Origin of the sequence: Phytohabitans rumicis (assembly GCF_011764445.1) — a bacterium.
Taxonomy (GTDB): Bacteria; Actinomycetota; Actinomycetes; order Mycobacteriales; family Micromonosporaceae; genus Phytohabitans; species Phytohabitans rumicis.
The window spans coordinates 4,185,655-4,204,796 of record NZ_BLPG01000001.1 but is presented as its reverse complement, the minus strand read 5'-3'; the positions used below and the strand labels follow the sequence as shown (position 1 = coordinate 4,204,796).

At 67.2% G+C, this 19,142-nt stretch carries 17 protein-coding genes and 2 pseudogenes; 12 read left to right on the top strand and 7 right to left on the bottom strand.

What is annotated here, in order from left to right; translation table 11 throughout:
* Window positions 1-88: 88 nt before the first annotated feature.
* The 3 genes from Prum_RS18595 to Prum_RS18585 are packed head-to-tail and all read left to right on the top strand — an operon-like array spanning window position 89 to window position 2,616.
* Window positions 89-1,027, top strand: coding sequence for an ATP-binding cassette domain-containing protein (locus Prum_RS18595; RefSeq protein WP_173077693.1), 939 nt, complete (start codon window positions 89-91; stop codon window positions 1,025-1,027).
* On the top strand, window positions 1,024-1,773 hold the full coding sequence (locus tag Prum_RS18590) for an ABC transporter permease (protein WP_173077692.1): 750 nt from the start codon (window positions 1,024-1,026) through the stop codon (window positions 1,771-1,773). The genes Prum_RS18595 and Prum_RS18590 overlap by 4 nt, the downstream gene beginning before the upstream one ends.
* Before the next feature lie 6 nt (window positions 1,774-1,779).
* Entirely contained in the window at window positions 1,780-2,616 is an 837-nt protein-coding gene (locus Prum_RS18585; RefSeq protein ID WP_173077691.1) for a DUF4097 family beta strand repeat-containing protein, read from the top strand.
* Here Prum_RS18585 and Prum_RS18580 read toward each other — a convergent pair.
* From Prum_RS18580 to Prum_RS18560, 5 genes are all read right to left on the bottom strand, one after another.
* Window positions 2,594-5,734 (bottom strand): ATP-binding protein, encoded by a 3,141-nt coding sequence (locus Prum_RS18580; protein WP_173077690.1) that lies wholly within the window; start codon window positions 5,732-5,734, stop codon window positions 2,594-2,596. The two genes, Prum_RS18585 and Prum_RS18580, sit on opposite strands and share 23 nt — an antisense overlap.
* 30 nt (window positions 5,735-5,764) lie before the next feature.
* On the bottom strand, window positions 5,765-6,784 hold the full coding sequence (locus tag Prum_RS18575) for a hypothetical protein (RefSeq protein WP_246277972.1): 1,020 nt from the start codon (window positions 6,782-6,784) through the stop codon (window positions 5,765-5,767).
* 132 nt (window positions 6,785-6,916) lie between these two features.
* On the bottom strand, window positions 6,917-8,008 hold the full coding sequence (locus tag Prum_RS18570) for a 5'-3' exonuclease (protein ID WP_173077689.1): 1,092 nt from the start codon (window positions 8,006-8,008) through the stop codon (window positions 6,917-6,919).
* Between the two features lie 127 nt (window positions 8,009-8,135).
* The gene (locus Prum_RS18565) at window positions 8,136-8,612 is read right to left on the bottom strand and encodes a DUF6036 family nucleotidyltransferase (RefSeq protein WP_246277971.1); all 477 of its coding nucleotides are present in this window, start codon (window positions 8,610-8,612) and stop codon (window positions 8,136-8,138) included.
* Window positions 8,613-8,671: 59 nt separating this feature from the next.
* Complete coding sequence (locus tag Prum_RS18560; RefSeq protein ID WP_246277970.1) at window positions 8,672-9,151, bottom strand: excisionase family DNA-binding protein; 480 nt, start codon at window positions 9,149-9,151, stop codon at window positions 8,672-8,674.
* Between the two features lie 219 nt (window positions 9,152-9,370).
* Between Prum_RS18560 and Prum_RS18555 the strand changes: the two genes are divergently transcribed.
* The 5 genes from Prum_RS18555 (at window position 9,371) to Prum_RS18535 (ending at window position 11,402) form a co-directional block, all read left to right on the top strand.
* Window positions 9,371-9,601 carry a hypothetical protein gene (locus tag Prum_RS18555; RefSeq protein ID WP_173077688.1) on the top strand — a complete coding sequence of 77 codons (231 nt, stop codon included), beginning with the start codon at window positions 9,371-9,373 and terminating at the stop codon, window positions 9,599-9,601.
* The gene (locus tag Prum_RS18550) at window positions 9,598-9,984 is read left to right on the top strand and encodes a hypothetical protein (protein WP_173077687.1); all 387 of its coding nucleotides are present in this window, start codon (window positions 9,598-9,600) and stop codon (window positions 9,982-9,984) included. Before Prum_RS18555 ends, Prum_RS18550 begins: the two co-directional genes overlap by 4 nt.
* The gene (locus tag Prum_RS18545) at window positions 9,981-10,670 is read left to right on the top strand and encodes a DUF2637 domain-containing protein (RefSeq protein ID WP_173077686.1); all 690 of its coding nucleotides are present in this window, start codon (window positions 9,981-9,983) and stop codon (window positions 10,668-10,670) included. Before Prum_RS18550 ends, Prum_RS18545 begins: the two co-directional genes overlap by 4 nt.
* Before the next feature lie 90 nt (window positions 10,671-10,760).
* Window positions 10,761-11,213, top strand: coding sequence for a hypothetical protein (locus Prum_RS18540; RefSeq protein ID WP_173077685.1), 453 nt, complete (start codon window positions 10,761-10,763; stop codon window positions 11,211-11,213).
* 48 nt (window positions 11,214-11,261) lie between these two features.
* The gene (locus Prum_RS18535) at window positions 11,262-11,402 is read left to right on the top strand and encodes a hypothetical protein (RefSeq protein WP_173077684.1); all 141 of its coding nucleotides are present in this window, start codon (window positions 11,262-11,264) and stop codon (window positions 11,400-11,402) included.
* A gap of 139 nt (window positions 11,403-11,541) precedes the next feature.
* Here the strand turns inward: Prum_RS18535 and Prum_RS53860 are convergent.
* Window positions 11,542-12,398, bottom strand: a pseudogene (locus Prum_RS53860) (DUF6119 family protein).
* Window positions 12,399-12,426: 28 nt separating this feature from the next.
* Entirely contained in the window at window positions 12,427-13,182 is a 756-nt protein-coding gene (locus Prum_RS53855) for a DUF6119 family protein (RefSeq protein ID WP_173077683.1), read from the bottom strand.
* Window positions 13,183-13,799: 617 nt separating this feature from the next.
* On the opposite strand from Prum_RS53855, the pseudogene Prum_RS55080 reads away from it, so the two are divergent.
* The 4 genes and pseudogenes from Prum_RS55080 to Prum_RS18505 all read left to right on the top strand — a co-directional run bounded on the left by Prum_RS55080 (window position 13,800) and on the right by Prum_RS18505 (window position 19,038).
* Window positions 13,800-14,974, top strand: a pseudogene (locus Prum_RS55080) (HsdM family class I SAM-dependent methyltransferase).
* On the top strand, window positions 14,938-15,624 hold the full coding sequence (locus Prum_RS49620) for a restriction endonuclease subunit S domain-containing protein (protein WP_218577286.1): 687 nt from the start codon (window positions 14,938-14,940) through the stop codon (window positions 15,622-15,624). Before Prum_RS55080 ends, Prum_RS49620 begins: the two are co-directional and overlap by 37 nt.
* A gap of 55 nt (window positions 15,625-15,679) precedes the next feature.
* Window positions 15,680-17,725: a type I restriction-modification system subunit M gene (locus Prum_RS18510; protein WP_173077682.1), complete on the top strand. Its 2,046-nt coding sequence runs from the start codon at window positions 15,680-15,682 to the stop codon at window positions 17,723-17,725.
* A gap of 290 nt (window positions 17,726-18,015) precedes the next feature.
* A complete protein-coding gene (locus tag Prum_RS18505; RefSeq protein ID WP_218577285.1) occupies window positions 18,016-19,038 on the top strand; it encodes a hypothetical protein in 1,023 nt (340 codons plus the stop codon).
* Window positions 19,039-19,142 lie beyond the last annotated feature (104 nt).

The following is a 19,142-nucleotide window of genomic DNA, read 5'->3' as shown; positions in this document are numbered from 1 at the left end:
CATTAACCGGTTCGGGCGAACACCGCGTCAGTGGCCGTGTCAGGGGCGTGTCAGGGGCGTGACAGGTCAGGCGCCGATCGTAGGTCGCATGAGAAGTTCAGCGATTGAGGTTTCAGGGCTGCGAAAGGCTTTCGGGGACAAAGTCGTGCTCGATGGCATCGATCTCGATGTACGTGCTGGCACGGTCTTCTCCCTGCTCGGCCCGAACGGGGCGGGCAAGACGACGACGGTGAACGTGCTGACCACGTTGATCAAGGCCGACGGTGGGACGGTGCGCGTTGCCGGCCATGACGTCGCGACCAACGCCAAGGCGGTGCGCGCGGCGATCGGGGTCACCGGTCAGTTCGCGGCGGTGGACGAGCTGCTGACCGGGCAGGAGAACCTGCAGCTGATGGTGGATCTGAACCGGGCGACCTCCGGCGACGGTAGGCGGATCGTCACGGAGCTGCTCGAACGCTTCGATCTGGTGGAGTCGGCGAAGAAGCCCGCATCGACCTACTCCGGGGGTATGCGCCGGAAGCTCGACCTGGCGATGACGCTCGTCGGTAACCCACAGATCATTTTCCTGGACGAGCCGACGACCGGACTGGATCCACGCAGCCGCCGCACGATGTGGGAGATCGTCCGCGGGCTGGTGGCCGATGGTGTGACCGTCTTTCTTACCACTCAGTACCTTGAGGAAGCCGATCAGCTCGCCGACCGGATCGCGGTACTCGACCAGGGTCGCCTGGTCGCCCAGGGCACTCCCGACGACCTCAAGCGGCAGATCCCCGGGACCCACGTCCGGCTCAGGTTCACCACCGTCGCCCAACTCCAAGCGGCCGCGCCGCTCTTCCCCGGCTCCACGCGCGACGACGAGGGACTGACCCTGCGGGTTCCCGGCGATGGCGGGACGAAATCGCTGCGGGCTCTGCTGGACAGGCTCGATGAGAACTCGCTCAGTGCCGAGGAGTTCTCCGTACACACACCCGACCTCGACGACGTTTTCCTCGCCCTGACGGGCCACACCACGGAGGCCGCGAAATGAGCGCCAAGTCCCCTTCGATCGTGATGTTGCGCCGCAACTTCAAACACATCGCCCGGAACCCGGTCTCGGTGTTCAACGCGGTCCTGATGCCGATCATCATCATGTTGATGTTCGTGTACATGTTCGGTGACGCTTTCAGCGTCGGTGTCGACTACATCGACTACGCGACGCCGGGACTGATCCTGTTGGCCGTCTGTTACGGGCTGGGGGCCACCGCGACGTCGGTGAACTCCGACATGACCAAGGGCATCATCAACCGGTTCAAGGTGATGGACGTCTCCCGTGGTGCGGTGTTGACCGGTCACGTCATCGCCAGCCTGCTGACCAATCTGCTCGCCATCGCGGCCCTCATCGGGGTGGCGTTCCTGTTGGGATTCAGCCCGGCGGCGAGTGTCCTCGACTGGCTCGGCGTGGTCGGCATCGTCGTGCTGCTCGGCTTCGCGGCCGGCTGGCTCACGGTCGCCCTGGGACTCGCGGCGAAGTCTCCGGAAACGGCGGGTATGGCCGCCATCCCGCTGGTCATGCTGCCGTTCTTCAGCAGCGCGATCGTGCCGGCGGACAAGATGGGGCCGGGCCTGCGGGAGTTCGCGGAGTACCAGCCCTTCACGCCGATCATCGAAACCGTGCGCGGGTTGCTCAACGGCGCACCATCCTCCAGCGACGCGATCATCGCCATCGCCTGGTGCGTCGGGATCGCACTGGTCGGGTACCTGTGGGCGCGTTCCACGTTCACGAAGCGGGCGTGAGTTGGCATGCCGACATTCGCCACGCCAGGGCCGATCGCCGCCACCGTGCAGGTCGCCGGCGCTCGGGTGCGGGTCACCGCGAGCGACCGGACCGACACCGTAGTGCGGGTCGAACCCATCGACAAGGCGAGTCAGCGGGATGTCAAGGTGGCCACCAGGACCAAGGTCGACTTCGCCGGCGGCCGGCTATCGGTCAAGACGACCGTCTCGGGTGACAAGAACGGCTCGGTCGCCATCACGATCGACCTGCCCGCCGGCTCCAGCCTGGTCGCGTACATGGCGCACTCAAGCGTTCAGGCGGACGGCTCACTTGGCGAGTGCGAGCTGCACATGGCAAAGGGTCGAGTCCAACTGGATCGCATCAACGAGCTGCAGGCGAACATCGCGGCCGGTGAGGTCGCGATCGGCCATATCGCTGGCCGCGCCAACATCGAAGGCAGCGTGGTCGCGGCGCGGATCAGCGAGGTGAATGGCGCCGTCGGGCTCTCGAGTTCGGGCGGGCAGATCTGGATCGGCCGCGCCTGCGCCGACCTCGATCTCAGCAGTGGTAACGGCAGTTTCGACATCGACCGCGCCGACGGCAGCGTCACCGCTAAGACAGGCGACGGTGCCATCCGGATCGGCCGGTTGACACGCGGTCAGGCGGAGCTGTTGAACCGCTCAGGAAACATCGAGGTCGGCATCGGCGAGGGCACCGCTGCCCAGGTGGACGCCAGCAGCACGCGAGGGTCGGTGCGCAACTCCGTTCCGTCGCAGGAAAACCCCGACACGTTCGACGACAAGGTCGCGGTCCACGCCCGCACGCGGTACGGCGACATCGTCATTCAACGAGCGTGGCCGTGACCAGTTGAGACCAGTTCGACTCCGTGCCCTCCCTGGCCGCCTCGGCGAACCCCGCGTCGCCGAGGCGGCTTCGCGCGGCCCGCTCGATCCGGGCCACATCCGGTTGGGAGCGATCCGGCAGTCCGCGCACGCCGGTGCTCGCCGCGAGCAGCCGCGCGGCCTGTTCGTACTGGTCGCGGCGTAGAGCCAGGTCCGCGACCCCGACGAGGATCCGTGCGATCAGGGTTGGGTACCCCGCCTCGGCCGCCGCCTGGCAGGCCGCGGCGTGGTGCTCGCGGGCCTTGCCGAGATCGTCGGCGAGGTAGCCCAGCAGGTCATGTGCCATCGCGCGGACACCCGCGCGCTCCGCTTTGTCGCCCAGCATGGTCGTCGCGACATCGAGTTGCCGGTACGCCTCCTCGGTGTCGCCGCCCCAACGCGCGAGTTCCGCCTTCGCGAGGGCCAGCTCGATCAGCGCATCCGGCCAGGTGACCCTTTCCGCGCACCGCTGCGCCTCGGCCATGGCAGCCGCGCTGGCGTCCTCGTCACCTAGCAGCCAGTACAGCTGCGCCTGTCGCGACCGCATCCGTATGACATCCTCGATGGCGCCGACCTCGGTGACGACCACGACCGCCTGCTCGTAGAGCTCGCAGGCACCCGCGAACTCGCCGCGCGTGGCGATGCGTTCCGCCAGCTCGGTCAGAGCCAACGAAATCCCGTACCTTTCGCCGAGTGCCCGAAACTCGGCGAGCGCCATCTCGAGATACATGTCCGCGTCTCGCCCGCCCTGGCCGAGCACGATCCGCATCTTGCCGAGCTGGAACCGGGCCAGTGCGCGTACCCAGGGGTCCTCGTTGTCCAGCAATGATTCCCACGCGGGCAGGAACGCGTCCGGCGCCTGCAACATGCGTTCCAGCGGGACGACCAACGCCAGCAGCGGGTAGCGGGACTGGCTGCGCCGGCTGAGCTGGTATGCCTTGTGGATCCACTCCGCCGCATCGTTTTCGTCGCTCAGCCCGGAGCTGCTCACGAACAGCACGACAAGTCCGTACACCATGGCCCGGATCTCGTCGTCCACCTCGCCGGGAATGGTGGCGGCCGCGATGAGCAGCTCGTTGCCCTCACCCTTGTGCCCGCTCAGCCACCAGTACCAGCCGGCGCCCGCCGCGAGCCGCATCGCCCCATGCGCCTCACCGGCCGCGAGCGCACCACGTATCGCGGAACTGATGTTGTCGTGCTCGGCAGCGAGCGTGGCGAGCCACTTCACCTGCTCGGCGCGGCGAAGCTGCGGGTCCGCGGTCTCGGTGAGCTCGGTGAAGTAGGCGAGGTGCGCGTGGCGCGCCAGGTCCGACTCCCCCGCCTCCGCGAGGCGCTGCGCGGCGTACTCCTTGATCGTGCCGAGCATCCGGTAGCGCGGTGCGCTGTCACCCTCGGCGACCAGCAGCGACTTCTCGGTCAGCGCGGTGAGCAACTCGAGCACCGGCTCCTGCTCGACGGCGTCGCCGACGCAGACCCGCTCGGCCGCCTCCAGGCTCGCCCCGCCCGAGAACACCGACAACCTGCGCAGGACCGTCCGTTCGGCGTCGGTGAGCAGCTCCCAACTCCAGTCGACCATCGCGCGCAGCGTCCGGTGCCGCGGCAGCGCGGTGCGGCTGCCGCCGGTCAGCAGACGGAACCGGTCGTCGAGGCGGTTGGCGAGCTGATCCAGGGACATGGTGCGCAACCTGGCCGCGGCCAGTTCGATCGCCAGCGGCATCCCGTCCAGCACCCGACAGACGCGCACGATCGTCGACAACGCGTGGGCGTCGACCGCGAAATCCTTGCGCACCGCGCCCGCCCGGTCCCGCAGCAACTGGACGGCCGGAGAGGACTCGATCTCGCCAGGGCTGGCGTCCCCCTCCGGCAAGGTCAGCGGCTCGACCAGCCACAGCGCCTCACCGGTGATGCCGAGCGGTTCCCTGCTCGTCGCCAGGATCCGCAGCCGCTGGCACTCCCCGAGCACTCGATGGGCGAACGCCGCCGCCGACTCGATCACGTGCTCACAGTTGTCCAGAATCAGCAGCGCCTCCCGCTCGCGGACCGCGGCGATGAGCCGGTCCGCCGGCTCCGCGTTCGGTGCCCCGCCGAGCAGAGCATCCCGCAGGCCGAGGCCGGCGAGCGTCGCCTGCGCCACGTCACCGTCGGTGCCGATGGCCGCGAGCTCCACCAACCAGGCCCCGTCCGGCAGGTCATCGAGCAGCGTGCGCGCGGTTTCCGTGGCCAGCCTGGTCTTCCCCGAGCCGCCCGGCCCGATCAGGGTGGTCAACCGATGTTCGGCGACGAGTTCGCGAACCACAGCGACATCGGCGTCCCTGCCGACGAAGCTGGTCAGCTCGGCACGCAGGTTGGTGTTCCGCTCCTCCTCCCGCCGCCCCACATCGCCGCGCAGCAGCGCGACGTGCAACGCGGACAACTCTGGTGAGGGGTCGACGCCCAGCGCGTCCGCCAAGGCTTCTCTTGTGCGCTGGTACACCAGCAGCGCCTCGCTGCCGCGACCGGCCGCCACGAGGGCACGCATCAGCGCAGCGACAAGCCGTTCCCGCATCGGATGCGCGGCCACCAGGTCGGTCAGTTCCGCGACCAGCCCGCCACCATGGCCGGCGCTGACCTCCGCATCGAACCGATCCTCCATGGCGGTCAGGCGCAGCCCTTCAAGCCGGCTGACCGCCGCGTCAAACGCCGCACTCTCCTGCAAACCGACATCCTGCATGGCCGCACCACGCCACATGGCGAGGGCCTCACGCAGCAGCCCTACCCGCTGTGGATCGTCCCCATTGCGAGCCTGACCGACGAGGCGTTCGAACCGCACGGCGTCGACAGCGTCGGGTTCCGCCCTCAGCCGGTAGCCGTCCGGCTGCCCCTCGACCGATCCCTCCGGCAGCGCCTTCCGCAGTCGGGAAACCAAGCGTTGCAAGGCGTTCGCCGCGTCCGCGGGCGGGTGTTCACCCCAGATCCAGTCGACGAGCGTTGCCTTCGGGACCACGCGACCAGGTTCGAGCGCGAGGGCGATCAACAGGCCGCGCAGCCGCGCGCCCGGTACGTCGGCGAAGGCTCCGTCGTCCGTGCGAACCTCGAACGATCCGAGCATCCCGATCTGCACCCGGCCGATTTTGCCACGGACCGCGCACCGCTATGTGGGCCGGACGGGCGTCGGGGTGCGGCTCAGCCGCCAGAACGCGCCCCCGACGAGTGTGAGCGTGATGACGCTGACCGCGACGTCGCCGACCAGTGCCGCTGTCGGTGAGGCGGGCGCGTAGTTGGGCACCAGGTATGCCTGGGCTGCCGCGACGAGCAGGCCGGCCGACCCGGCGGCGAGCACGTGCCGCTGACCCCAACCGGCGCGCCGGGACCAGATGACGATGACAGTCGCGACCACCGCGACCACCGCGGCGCGCACCGCGACCGCCGGCCAGCCGGTCACGAGCCAGGACGCCAGGTGCGCGACGAGCACGACCATCCCGATCCAGAGCGGCCGGGGTGCGTTCGCTGTTGCCGGTGTACGGCGGTGCCGGAACCGGGGCAGGATCGCGGCCCCGACGAGCGTGAGCACGACCGACCCGGCGAACAGCAACTGCAGCGGGCTGGCGGTGAAGCTCTTTCGCCCCGAATCGTCGAAGAAGATCAACAGGCTGCCGAGCACGTACATGACCGCGACGGCAGCGAGGCCGGACGCGCCCAGCCACGGCCGATGCCGGCGCTGCGCACCTACGAACGACTCCACGAGCGCGATCGGCGCGCAGATGCTCAGCGCCACATGATTGCCGATGTAGTCGAACGCCTGTTCGGCGCTGAAGCCGAGAACCGGCACCCGCGTCGCGTTGGCAGCACCCGCCCAGTCGGCGAACTCGGTGTCGTCGAGGTACCGAGGATTGAACAGCGACTGGTCGACCAAGGCGGCCTGGAACAGACCGAACGCCGCGGCCAGCAGGATGATCGCCGGCCAGCCGCCGCCCGTACGGCGTGCGATCTCCCGGATGACCACCGCCGCCCCGCCGTACAGCGGTGCGAGGATCAGCACGACCGGCAGGACATTCTGGAGGGTGAAGCCACCCCACGAGCATTCGGCCGCCCACGGCGCCAACACCAGAAGCGCCATCACCGGGGTCAGCCGCCGCCAGCGTGACAACCGCGTAACAGCAGTCTCGGTCACCCCACCACGATGGCGTGATCGACCCAACGGCCACTACCGCCATCGGGCGATCTGACATCGACCAAAGTCGGTTGCCGCTAGTCATTGCCGAACTCCTGCGTAGCTGGCGCTGCTTCAGCGGAGCCTTCGCGGTCAGAAGAGGGTGAGCTGACCCGGCATCGGGCCGGGCCGGCGCGAACGCGGTGGACGGACAGCCACGCGTACCCATGCCGGTGCGTCCGTGACCTCGTCCGGGGAAACGCCTCCGGTCAGTGCCCACAACGACGGGCCGAGCAGGATGCCCCGCCCGGCGAGCGCGCGTCGCATCCTGGAAATCTCAAGCGGGAGCCTGATCCCTTCGAGATCGGGCACCGGAAGGTCAGTACGCATCCGCATCAACCGGCGGTTACGCACCACCACCTCGCGCGCGGCCGGTCCGGCCAACCGCTCGGCCGCCCGTGCGCCCACGGCCGCGCTCACCTCAGCCGCCCTCCCACCATCCAGCGCCGCCCACGCCGCGTCGACCGTCCCGAACGCGGCGAGCAGGTCGGCGGCGGTCGCCGGCCCGAAGCCGGGCACCCCGGGAAGGTTGTCGGACGGATCGCCGCGCAGCGCGGCGAAGTCGCGGTACTGCCACGCCTCGACCCCGCACACGCCAGGCAGGGTTGCGGCCCTCACCAGCACCGCGGCGTCGCGGCCACCGTTGCGGATCCGCAACACCGAGGTGCTCGCGTCAAGCAGCGCGAAGGCATCGCGGTCGCTGGTGACCAGGATCGTACGCCAGCCGGTGTCCCGAGCCTTCGCCGCGCAACTGGCGAGAACGTCGTCGGCCTCGTAGCCAGCCGGGACGCGCACCGGCAGCCCAGCCGCGCGCAGCAGGTCCGGCGCGGCGGCCAACTGCTCCTGCAGATCCGCTGGCTTGGCCGGCCGATGCGCTTTGTACCCGGCGTAGTCGTCCGCCCTCGTCGACGACACTGGACAGTCGAAGCCGACCAGCACGGCGTCCGGACGCAGCTGGGCCGCCGCATGGGCGACATGGGTGACCAGGCCCTTGAGCGCCCACACCGCCCGCCCCTCCCCGTCGCGTAACTCCCCTGTGGCCGCGGCGTGGTACGCGCGGTGTAGCAGGCTGTTGCCGTCGACGACAAGCAGCAGCGGCTCCGGGGCCTCACACCACCAGCGTAAAGCGGCGGGTCGGCGCGGGGTATCCAGCGTGCGTGGCCGGGCCGGCTGGGTCTGGTACATCGGAGTACCTGGCTGACCAGAACGACAGGGTGCACAGGGATCAAGCGCCGGCCATCGTCATGTTACGTATCCTCGAGATCCTTTTGTGCTCGGCGCGGCAGAATGCGAAACCGGTTCTGACTGTCGCCTAAGATCGGTTCTGGCTGGAGATCCAGTTGCGCAATCGGTGCCGGAGCGCGTCCGATACCTCGACCGTTTCGACGCGTTGGGCAAGCACAGCTGGATCGATGAGCCGGTGCTCGATGAGCGCACTGGCGAAGTTGTAGTCCTTTTCCCGCCCTGCTACCAGCTTCGACACGACGCAGTCATGCGGGTCGAGCAGGTATCCGCGACCAGGAGTGGTGCTGGACGTCTCCACAAGGACGAGGCGGTCACGCCACCCCGCCGGCAGGACGGCCGTCGACACGCTGACCCCTTGGGCGTAATAGCCGAAGGTCTCGTGAAACGCCGACAATTCGCCGATCGCCCCATCGACTTGATCGGCTTTGCGGTCGTCGGGGTCGTCGAAGAAGGCCACGTCGACCTCGATCGAGGCCGTCGCCGCCGGCGGCAGACGTTCCTCCGGGATCGCCCCGAGCACGGACTGGCTGCCGATGACGAGCACATCCGGGTCACCGGCGATCTGCGAAGCGGCTCGCAGCACGTGCTCCAGGTGTTCGCGCCTCATGCGGCGTGCGCGCTGCGCCAGCGGTCGGCGAACGCCGCCAGCACGGCCCGGCGCTCCGCCTCTGGCAACACCCCCGCGAACGGTGAGTTCTGCCGCAACTCGATCGCGTCCGGTGCCCGAGACGCCAGCATGTCGAGCACGGCCTCGACGCCAGAGTCGAGTACCACGCGCCATCGATCAAGCCACTTGGCAGCCATTCCGTCCGGGTGGACCCGGCGTAGTCGTTCCAGGTTCGTCGCCGCCTTTGCCAGCACCGCGTCGGGATCCTGGACCAGTCGGCCAGCCACCGCGCGATGCAACCACAGCGCTTTGAGCTGGTCACGAGTCAGCTCCGGACGCAGGAACGCCTCGACATCCGCCCGACGCAGCCGCCGATGCGCACCGACCTTGACGTACGGCAGCAGTCCACGCTCGCAGATATCGACGACATGCTGGCGAGATGATCGCAGCAGCACCGCCGCCTCGCTCGTCGTCAACAGGTCACGTTCACGAACCGCCATAGTCCCAAGGATGTGCCATAAACACCAGAAACGCAACCAAGCCCAAATGCACACGAACATGCGCGGCACGTTTCTGCCTGCGTCTGGGTACGCGTTTCGTGGGCCGGACGCGTCGCCGCGAACACCGCCCATCACGGTTACCGGTGACCCGCTACCAGCGCATTTGACCAGGTCACGGGCGCGGGGTGGTGCCCGATGACCCCGACCCGCCGCCCCGAACTCCCGGCCGGCCTCGACCCTGCCGCCTGGACCGCCCTGCACCTGCCGGCACGCCAGGCCGTACGCCATGCCCTCGTCACGGCATTGGTCAAGCAACTGCTCGACACACTCACCAAGAGCACGACCTCGGACACCGAGGCGTACCAGGTGTTCGTCCGCACGGTGAGGCTCCTCAACGTGTTCGTCGTCGAGGAGGGCCGCCGATGAGCCGAGCCCTCCCACCGCCGACACGGTTCACCGACGCTGAGAAGATCAACCCGTTCCAACTCCTCATCAACCTGCACGATCACACACTGGACCACGCTCCCGATCCGACGCCTGACGGCGTACTGGCGGAGTTGGCCCTCGCCGCCGCGGTCGTGGCCTGGTGGAGCCGCTGGCAGCCGATCACCATCCACGCCGCGCTCCGGGCCGGAGCCACGGTGACGGACGTTGCCGCCGCGACCGGACTGGACACCGGCGAAGTGGTCCGTCGATGGACCCGATGGGCCGATGTCCAGACCAAGTTGGTCATCGCCGGACGTCCATCCGTTAACCCGGACGAGGTCCGGACCATCCAGCAACGCATCCGAGAGGAGGTGCACCCATGAGCCCAACCCGCGTCGCACGAAACGTCAGCACCGTCGCGGTCGCGTCCATCGCTGCTTGGTCGTCGTGGAGCCATATGGTCCACGTCGCGTTGCGTTTCGGTGAGCGACCGGAGGTTGCGTACGTCCTGCCGATCTCGGTCGACGGGATGCTCATCGTCGCCTCCACCGCGATGGTGGACGACCAACGCGCCGGACGACCAGTGCGCTGGTCGGCCCGGGTCGCGTTCATCGCGGGTGTCGGGGCCAGCGTCGCAGCGAACATCGCCGCAGCTCAACCCACCCTCGGCGCCCGCATCGTCGCCGCCTGGCCAGCCATCGCGCTCCTGCTCGTGGTGGAGATGCTGTCCCGCGTCCGACGGACATCAACGCCACATGCCGAGGCAGTGGGCCTCCCCGCGGGCGCGGACCCGCTCGATGTTGCTGCTGATGCTGTTGCGCACGCCAATGCGGGAACCCCGCCGGAACCGGCCGGCACGTCCCCGGCCGTCCGGACACGAAAGACCTCTGGGGCGTCTGAGCATCGGCGAAGGACTGGCCGCAACGCGTCCGAAGCCGCGTTGAAGGTGAGGGAGGAACGTCCGGACGCGAGCACGGCGGACATCGCCGCTCACCTGGGAGTGACTGAACGTCATGTCCGCAGACTCCTGAGGACCGACAGGAAGAGTCCACGCACGACGTCGACGTAGAACCCCGGACGGAGGCATTGATCTGCACGGAGCGCCTTTGCGCCTAGCAATCGCCTTGCGAAAGCCTTGCAAGATCGCTAGCATCTGCTCATGGCCCAAGATGTCATCTACGCCCGCGTGCCGACCGCACTCAAGGAAGCGGTCGACGCCTACGCCAGCCGGCAGGGCACGTCCTTGACGGCAGGCGTCGTGGATCTGCTCGACCGTGGATTGGCAGCCGCGAAGGGCTTGTCCGTCGAGCGGCTGGAGGCGAGTCTTGCTGAAACCAATTCTCGGCTGCAGGCGGCTGAGGCTCAGCTGGCGACATTGAGCGCCTTCGCCGAGCGGGCAAGCCATCGCATCGGCACATGCCCCTACTGCAGTAAGGACATCACGGGGCGGGATCTGCTGGCAGTGGGCAACTGCCCACACTGCGGTAAACCCTTGTCAGAACTCATCGTTCCGAACAACGGCAAGAACAGCCTGGACCAACGCGAGGCCCTCATGCTGGTCGGCGCACTTGGAGCTGTTCTTGCCGTCGCCTACCTCGCGTCCAAAAAGTGACGCGATCCGTCCGTCGTCAGACGAAAGGAGGAAGCAGTGGAGTCAATCGTGAAGTTCATCGTCCTGGCCGCGGTCGCCGGAGCGGCGATCAAGGCGGCAGGTAAGGCTGGAGCCAAGCTGGGCATCCCGGCAATCGCAGTGCCTGCCATCGCCGGCGTGCTGTACACCTACGCCAAGAAACTCAGATAAGGCGCGCCACACAGAGACGAACCCCGGGCGGGACCGAGGCGTTAGCAGCACCTCGGTAACGGCGGGGTTCGCCCCTGTGACCATACCCAGGGAGCCCAAGCGTGTGCACACCAAGCCCCCATGGCCGGCTCTTTCGGTATCACGTTCGAATCGACACCACCTCAACGTCAACATTGTCGCCGCGCAGGCGCCGGACTGTCCGGTGGAGCGCGACCTGCGAGAACGTGAAGAGCGTGTCGGCGGTGAGCCGCTTGCCCTCGCCGAGCGCGATGGCGTAGACCACCTTGCGGGGCTGGAAGGTCGTGTCGATGGGGTGCCCCGGACGTTCGGCGTGCACCTGGGCGACGAGCCGCTCTCGCGCCTCAGCCTCGTGGATCAACGCGTCGACGGAGACCTCGCCCTGGGCGAACAGGTGACTCAGGGGTGCCGACCGTTCGGCGCGCTTGACGTGGATCAGTTCGTTGGCGGGCCCGAGCAGGTCGCAGGCTTCGATGCCGGGGCCACGGCGGTGCTGCCTGGTCTTGAGGAAGTGCTTGTCGAGCAGGACGTATTCGGTTCCCTGTTCAGCGACCATCCGGTTGTAGGCGTCCTCGTTGGCGAGGTCGCCGGTCCACGGGGCAGGGCGATCGTCGGGGTCCGGGTCAGGATCTGCTCGATCTCGGCGCGGAGGATTGCGAGATGCTCGACGCCGATCTCGTACCAGCGGCCTTCGTGGTAGATCATGCGGGCCGCTCCGAGGGAGATCTCGGCGGTGATCCACTTGTGCGCCGCGACCGCCGGGGTGAGCAGTTCGCGGCCGTCCGGGTCGGCGCATAGGCCGATGGAGCCGATCTTCAGCGCCTCCAGCCGGCGTCCGGCGGGCCGTCTCCGGGTGCGTTCGAGGATCATGTCCAAGTCGAGGTCGGGGGTGCGAATCGCACGGTACGGCGCCCTGATCACGTACGACTGGGCGGACGCTTCGTACTCAATCTGGGAGGCGGGCACGGCAAGGCCCAGGTCGGGGTGCCCGTAAGTGCCCAGCAGATCATCTAGGAGTACGTCGAGCCGGGCGGTGCTGTCCCCGGGTGTATTGGCCGGACCTGGGCGATGAATTCGAGGTCTGGCGAGGGGACTCCCGGGCGCAGACGCGGCTGATCTCGCGCAGGTCGTCCAGCAGCCCTGCGGGGTCGGTGCTGACCGCGATCTGCAGCGACTCGGCTCCGGCGATGGACACCGGGCGGCCGCTGCCGCGGACGACGGTGAGCTGTGTGTTGGTGAGGTGGCCGGACAGCTGGCCGACGATTTCGCCCCAGCCCTCGATGCCGTAGCGGCGGATGTGCTGTCCGCCGGGTACGAGGCTGCGTTCGACCCGGCCAGTGGAGGCCAGCACGCGACGGGTGACCCGGCGGATCTGTTCCGGTTCGATCGCCCGGATCGCGAACGCGATGCCGAACCCGGGGTCGATCCGTTCCGCGTCGATCATGAACCGTCCGATGGTGCCGTAGGCCAAGGCGTACACCTGGTCGTCGACGGCGATGAGCAGGACGCAGCCGGCGCTGCTGTGGCTGACGGTCATCGTGTCACCGGTCAGGCCGGTGATGATCGGGCACCAGTCGGCGATGGGTTGCGGAACGTGCCCGTGGACCAGCAGGGCCGGCGCTCCGGCAACCTCCGTGGTCACCGTGGTGAAGTCGTTGCCGCGCAGGTAGCGGTGGTTGAGCACAGCCGCCAGGCTCTCGCGATCGAGGTCGACGCGCATCCGGTAGACCGTGGTGCGGTACGTCGATCGGGGCCGGGTCACGCGTCGTGTGGTCCGCCGCCGGCGGCTTGCCGCTGCCGGGCGGGTTTCGTCGTCGCGACTGGGTGGGCGGTTGCTTGTGGTCTCGCTCATGGAGCGTTTTCTCCTTGCTCGCGGATGACCCCCGGGCCGGTCGCGTGCGACAAGGCCGGGTGGCGCTATCTGAGATGGAGCGAGGCGGGCGCGTTCGGCTCCGCCGGAGCAGTAGCGGCCAGCTACGTGCTGTTGAGCTGAAAGCAACCATAGCATGCGACTCAATGAAAGCACTGTCAAACCGTTTACACGGTTCTGACTTCGTGTAGGGTGCGGGGTAGCACATCCGTGTACCGACCGACAGGACGTCACATGCCGGACCTTGCCCAGGTGACCGCCGCCGAGATATCCCGGCTGGCGGGGTCACGCGCGCCACGGTCAGCAACTGGCGCCGGCGACACCCGGATTTCCCCGCGCCGTCCGGAGGGACGGAAGCCAGCCCGGCGTACGACCTTGTCGCGGTGCGCGCGTGGCTAGCCGCCCGGGGGCAGCTTCCGGCCGGCTCTCCGGCGGACGACCTGCGCGCCGGTCTGACAACCAAGGTGGCGCCGCTGTGGCTGCTCCCTCTGGTGCTCGCCGCTGGGCGGATGGACCCAAGCGACCTCAAAGACGTGATAGCACTTCCCGACGAGGCGCTGATGTCTCGCATCGGGGAAACGGTCAAGCGGTACCACGGCCACGTACCGGGGGTCGACGATCAGCGGTATCAGGGCGAGAGCGTGGACCTGCTGCGCACTCTGTTGCGCTGTGTCGCCGAGACGGGCGCCGTGCCGACCGCCGAGGTTCTGGCCGAATACGACTCCGACGACACCGCCAGCGGCAATTATCAGACCCCGGCCCCGCTGACCGAACTGATCGCCGACCTGCTATCCACCCCCGGTGAGCCCTACCCGGTCAGTGTCTTCGACCCCGCCTGCGGCGGCAGCGGCGGCCTGCTGATCGCAGCAGGGAAACACGGCGCGACCAAGCTGTACGGCCAGGATGTCGTCGCCGGCCAGGCCGCTCAGGCCGCGGTCCGCATTACGCTGGAGACACCGGACACTCAGGTAACCGTGCGTGCCGGTGACAGCATGCGTGCCGACGGCTTCCCCGGGCTGCTCGCGGAGGCGGTACTGTGCGCGCCGCCGTACGGGGACCGGGACTGGGGCCACGAGGAACTGGCCTACGATCCACGATGGATGTTCGCCCTACCCCCAAGAGTGAATCAGAACTGGCCTGGGTGCAGCACTGCCTGAGCCACACGCAGCAGGGCGGCCGGGTCGTCATGCTCATGCCACCGGCCACCGCCGAACGAGCTGCGGGACGACGCATCCGGGCGGAACTTGTCCGTAGCGGCACACTGCGCGCCGTAATCGCCCTCCCGGCCGGCGCGGCACCCCCGCTGCACATCGGGCTGCACCTGTGGCTGCTCCAACGCCCGCACCAGCAGACGACTCCGGCACAGCAGATCCTCTTCGTCGACACGGCCACCAACGACGCGCGCCACACCGGACAAACACCGGCCCGACGCCCCACCGTCGACTGGCCCACGCTGCGTGCTGCCGTGCTCGACACCTGGCGCGAGTACGACCTGCATCCGGACGCCTTCGACACTGTCCCGGTAAGGCACGCGCCCTACCGGTCGTCGACCTGCTCGACGAGGCCGTCGACCTCACCCCGACACGCCACGTCCGGGCGACACCGGCAGCCGCCCCACCGGAGGAACTGGCCGCTGCCGCTTTCGCGGTGCGGGACAGGCTGCGGCGCGCCGCCGCCGGACTGACCGCACTCAGCGGCGGACAGCATTGGCCGCCCGCAGGTGGCACAGCCAGGACATGGCGGCACGCGACCGTCGCCGATCTGCTGCGCGGTGACGCGTTGACCCTGGTACGCGCCCCGATATTCAACCGTCAGGCGGTGGACGCGTCACGCGGCGAGGCGGCACATGCCAGGACCTTGACGGCCCAGGACGTACTCACGCGCCGACCCGCCTCCGGGCCCGCCGAGCAGACCGGCGAGGAGATCACCATCGAGGCCGGCGACGTCATCCTGCCCGAGATCCTGCACCACGGCGCCGGCGTCGCCCGAGTAGCCGTCGACGCCGACGCCGGCCACCTCCTGGGCCGGCAGCTCTACCTTTTGCGACCGGATCCCACCCGCTTCGACCCGTGGTTCCTCGCCGGATTCCTCGCCGGCGAGGACAACCTAAACGCCGCCTCCACCGGCACCAGCATCGTCCGAGTCGACGTACGTCGCCTGCGGATACCGCTACTGCCACTACCCGAGCAGCACCGGTACGCGGTGGCGTTTCGCCGATTGCACGCGATGCGATTCGCCGCCGATCTCGCGAACCGCCTTGCCGACGAAACCGCCCGGGTGCTCAGCGCAGGCCTTACCGAAGGAGCGCTGCTCCCACCCGACACCGCAACCTGAGCACGGCCGATAGTCCAAGAAACGTCCCCGTCCCGGACCTGACGGAAGGAACCCGTTGAACAGCAGCAAGCACACCGAGCTGGCGAACCACGCTTGGTCGGTGGCCGATCTTCTGCGCGGCGACTATAAGCAGTCCGACTACGGCAAGGTCATCCTGCCGCTCACCGTGCTACGCCGCCTGGAATGCGTCCTGGAGCCCACCAAGGACAAGGTCCTCGCGGAGTACGACCGGCTGAAAGGGCAGGTGAATGTCGACCTGCCCCGGTTTCTGCGCCGCGCCGCCGGCCACAGCTTCTACAACACCAGCGGCTACACCCTGAAAGCGATCACCAAGGATTCGAGCCAGGCGGCGAAGCACCTGCTCGCGTACGTCGGCGCCTTCTCCATGAACGCGCAGGAGGTGCTCGAAAAGTACGACTTCCCCCAGCAGATCCGGCGGCTCGACAACGCGAACCTGCTCTACCGGGTGATAGGCCGATTCGCGGACCTCGACCTGCGGCCCATCGAGCTCAAGGACGGCAAGCCCGTCCTCGGCGAGGACGGCCAGCCCAAGGTCATCGTCTCCAACCACCAGATGGGCTACGTATTCGAGGAGCTGATCCGGCGCTTCGCCGAGCAGTCCAACGAGACCGCCGGTGAGCACTTCACCCCCCGCGAGGTCATCGAGCTGATGGTCAACCTGCTTATCGCGCCGGACGACGACGCGCTCAGCATGCCCGTGGCTTCGCGGACGGTCATGGACCCGGCATGCGGCACGGGCGGCATGCTCTCCGCCGCTGAAGAACACATCAAGTTGCTCAACCCGTCCGCTACGGTCACCGTCTTCGGTCAGGAACTCAACCCGGAGTCCTGGGCGATCTGCCGCTCCGACATGATGATCAAGGGCCAGGACCCGGAGAACATCAAGTTCGGCAACTCGTTCAGCGACGACGGCCACCGTGCCCAGCACTTCGACTACCTGCTGGCCAATCCACCCTTCGGAGTGGAGTGGAAGAAGGTCAAGGACGACGTCGAGCACGAGTACGAAACGCTCGGCGAGAGCGGTCGCTTCGGCGCTGGCCTGCCCCGGATCAACGACGGCTCGCTGCTCTTCCTCCAGCACATGATCTCGAAGATGAAGCCGGTCACCGCCGACGGCAAGGGCGGCAGCCGGATCGCCATCGTCTTCAACGGCTCGCCGCTGTTTACCGGCGCCGCCGAGTCGGGTGAGTCGCGCATCCGCCAGTGGATCCTGGAGAACGACTGGCTCGAAGGCATCGTCGCCCTGCCCGACCAGCTCTTCTACAACACCGGCATCTCCACCTACTTCTGGATCCTGACCAACCGCAAGTCCAACGGACACCGCGGCAAGGTGGTCCTGCTCGACGCCCGGGACCAGTTCGCCAAGATGCGCAAATCCCTCGGCGACAAGCGCAAATACCTGACCAAAGACCAGATCAAGACCATTACCCAGCTGTACGCCGAAGCGCTCGACGCCGCCCAGGACACTGAGCACCCGATGCACACCAAGGTGAAGGTGTTCGCCAACGAAGACTTCGGCTACCGTCGCATCACCGTCGAACGCCCGCTGAAGCTCCGGTTCGAGGTCGCCGAGGAGACGCTGACCGAGCTGGCCGCCTCGAAGCCGATCCAGAAGGTGACGAACGCCGAGGCGCTCGCCACCGCGCTGAAGCCGCTGGTCGGCCAGGTCTGGACGACGAAGCGGGCGGCCTGGGACACGCTGCGCAAGACGATGGCCGAGGCCGGGGTTCTCTGGCCCACCGGCACCCCGTTCCAGAAGGCGATGCGCGAAATCATCGGCGTGCGCGACCCGGATGGCGAGGTGCAGTTCGTCAAGGGTAGCCCCGAGCCCGATCCGGAGCTACGCGACTACGAGAACGTCCCGCTGAACGAGGATATCGAGGAATACCTGCGCCGCGAGGTGCTCCCCCACGTCCCCGACGCCTGGATCGACCACGAAAAGACCAAGATCGGATACGAGATCCCCTTCACCCGCCACTTCTACGTCTACAAGCCACCTCGCCCGCTCGCCGAGATCGACGCCGAGCTGAAGGCGCTCGAGTCCGAGATTCAGACGCTGCTGGGTGAGGTGACGGAGTGACGCTGACAGCGGATTCGTGGGTTGGCGATTCTCCGAGGCATTGGATCCGAGGTCGCCTAAAGGACATGATTGGTTCTGCAACAAATGGAGTATGGGGAAATGACCCAATCGGGGGCGGTGCGGACATCTATTGCATTCGGGCGACCGACTTTGACCGCACCCGACAACGAGTGCGAATAGAAAATGCACCGCAACGGAATGTCGACCACAGGACACTCATTCAACATAGACTACGACCCGGCGACCTAATCCTTGAAAAATCGGGGGGCGGCGAAAAACAACCCGTCGGAATGGTGGCGATGTTCGACAGTCACGAAATTGTCGCCGTATGTTCGAATTTTTGCTCTCGGCTGGCCCCTGCGAGCGGAATTGAATCGAGATACCTGGTATACTCCCTTGCCGCAGCTTACTTCCAAGGGCTCACACAGAGTGCAATCAAACAGACCACAGGAATCCAAAATCTCGATACAGGGGCGTTATTCTCGGCGCCATGGGCGTACCCAAGAATAGAAGAACAGCGTCGCATCGCCGGCTTCCTTGACGCTGAAACCGCGCGTATCGACCAGCTCGGCGCCTACTTGAACAGCTTCGAACGAGATGTTAGAGAGCGCGATCGGGCCGTCCTATGCGAATTGCTTAACAATCAGGGCGTCATAGCGGGAGGACCTCTGGCACCTAATTGGCGTTGGACTCCACTAATGCACCTGACTGATCAGCTTCGCCAAATCATGTATGGGATCGTTCTGCCCGGACCGAACGTCGAAGACGGCGTGCCTATTGTAAAAGGCGGCGATGTTGCTGCGAGTCGACTGTCCCCGACCCTCTTGAGCAGGACCACCAGGGAGATCGAGTCAGGCTACGCACGATCGCGCCTAAAGGGTGGCGACTTGGTCATCGCAATCCGTGGAAGTGTCGGCGAGGTGGCAGTTGTTCCAGGCGAGCTAACCGGCGCCAATTTAACGCAAGATGCAGCGAGGATTTCTATTGGCCCGCATGCTGATCCGACGTGGCTCCGCCTTGTGCTTGAGTCCCCGAACGTGGTTCACCAAATCCAACAGAGAGTAACCGGAGCCACCATCAAGGGCATTAACATCTGGGACCTAAAGCGAATCCTGATCCCAACGCCTAGTCGATCTCGCCAGACTGCGCTTGCCGCTGCGGCCTCGCAGGCGCTCGAAAAGCATGGGGCCCTCCGGATACACGTCGCCAAACATCGCAAACTCATTGCCGAACGGCGCCAGGCACTAATCACCGCAGCCGTTACCGGGCAGATTGATGTGTCTACCGCTAGCGGCCGGGGAATCGAGGACTGACAGCCATGAGCCCGATCCATCATGAGTCTGCGTTTGGTGATGCCATCGTTGCTTCCCTCCGCGACGGCGGGTGGGAGGTGGGACCAGTGTCGACTATCGGGCCG

Coding starts and splice junctions, on each gene's coding strand:
- Prum_RS18590 (WP_173077692.1), top strand. CDS start 1,024: ATGAGCGCCAAGTCCCCTTCGATCGTGATGTTGCGCCGCAACTTCAAA.
- Prum_RS18545 (WP_173077686.1), top strand. CDS start 9,981: ATGAGCCCAACCCGCGTCGCACGAAACGTCAGCACCGTCGCGGTCGCG.
- Prum_RS18585 (WP_173077691.1), top strand. CDS start 1,780: ATGCCGACATTCGCCACGCCAGGGCCGATCGCCGCCACCGTGCAGGTC.
- Prum_RS18570 (WP_173077689.1), bottom strand. CDS start 8,008: ATGTACCAGACCCAGCCGGCCCGGCCACGCACGCTGGATACCCCGCGC.
- Prum_RS18540 (WP_173077685.1), top strand. CDS start 10,761: ATGGCCCAAGATGTCATCTACGCCCGCGTGCCGACCGCACTCAAGGAA.
- Prum_RS18555 (WP_173077688.1), top strand. CDS start 9,371: ATGACCCCGACCCGCCGCCCCGAACTCCCGGCCGGCCTCGACCCTGCC.
- Prum_RS18550 (WP_173077687.1), top strand. CDS start 9,598: ATGAGCCGAGCCCTCCCACCGCCGACACGGTTCACCGACGCTGAGAAG.
- Prum_RS18505 (WP_218577285.1), top strand. CDS start 18,016: ATGGTGGCGATGTTCGACAGTCACGAAATTGTCGCCGTATGTTCGAAT.
- Prum_RS18595 (WP_173077693.1), top strand. CDS start 89: ATGAGAAGTTCAGCGATTGAGGTTTCAGGGCTGCGAAAGGCTTTCGGG.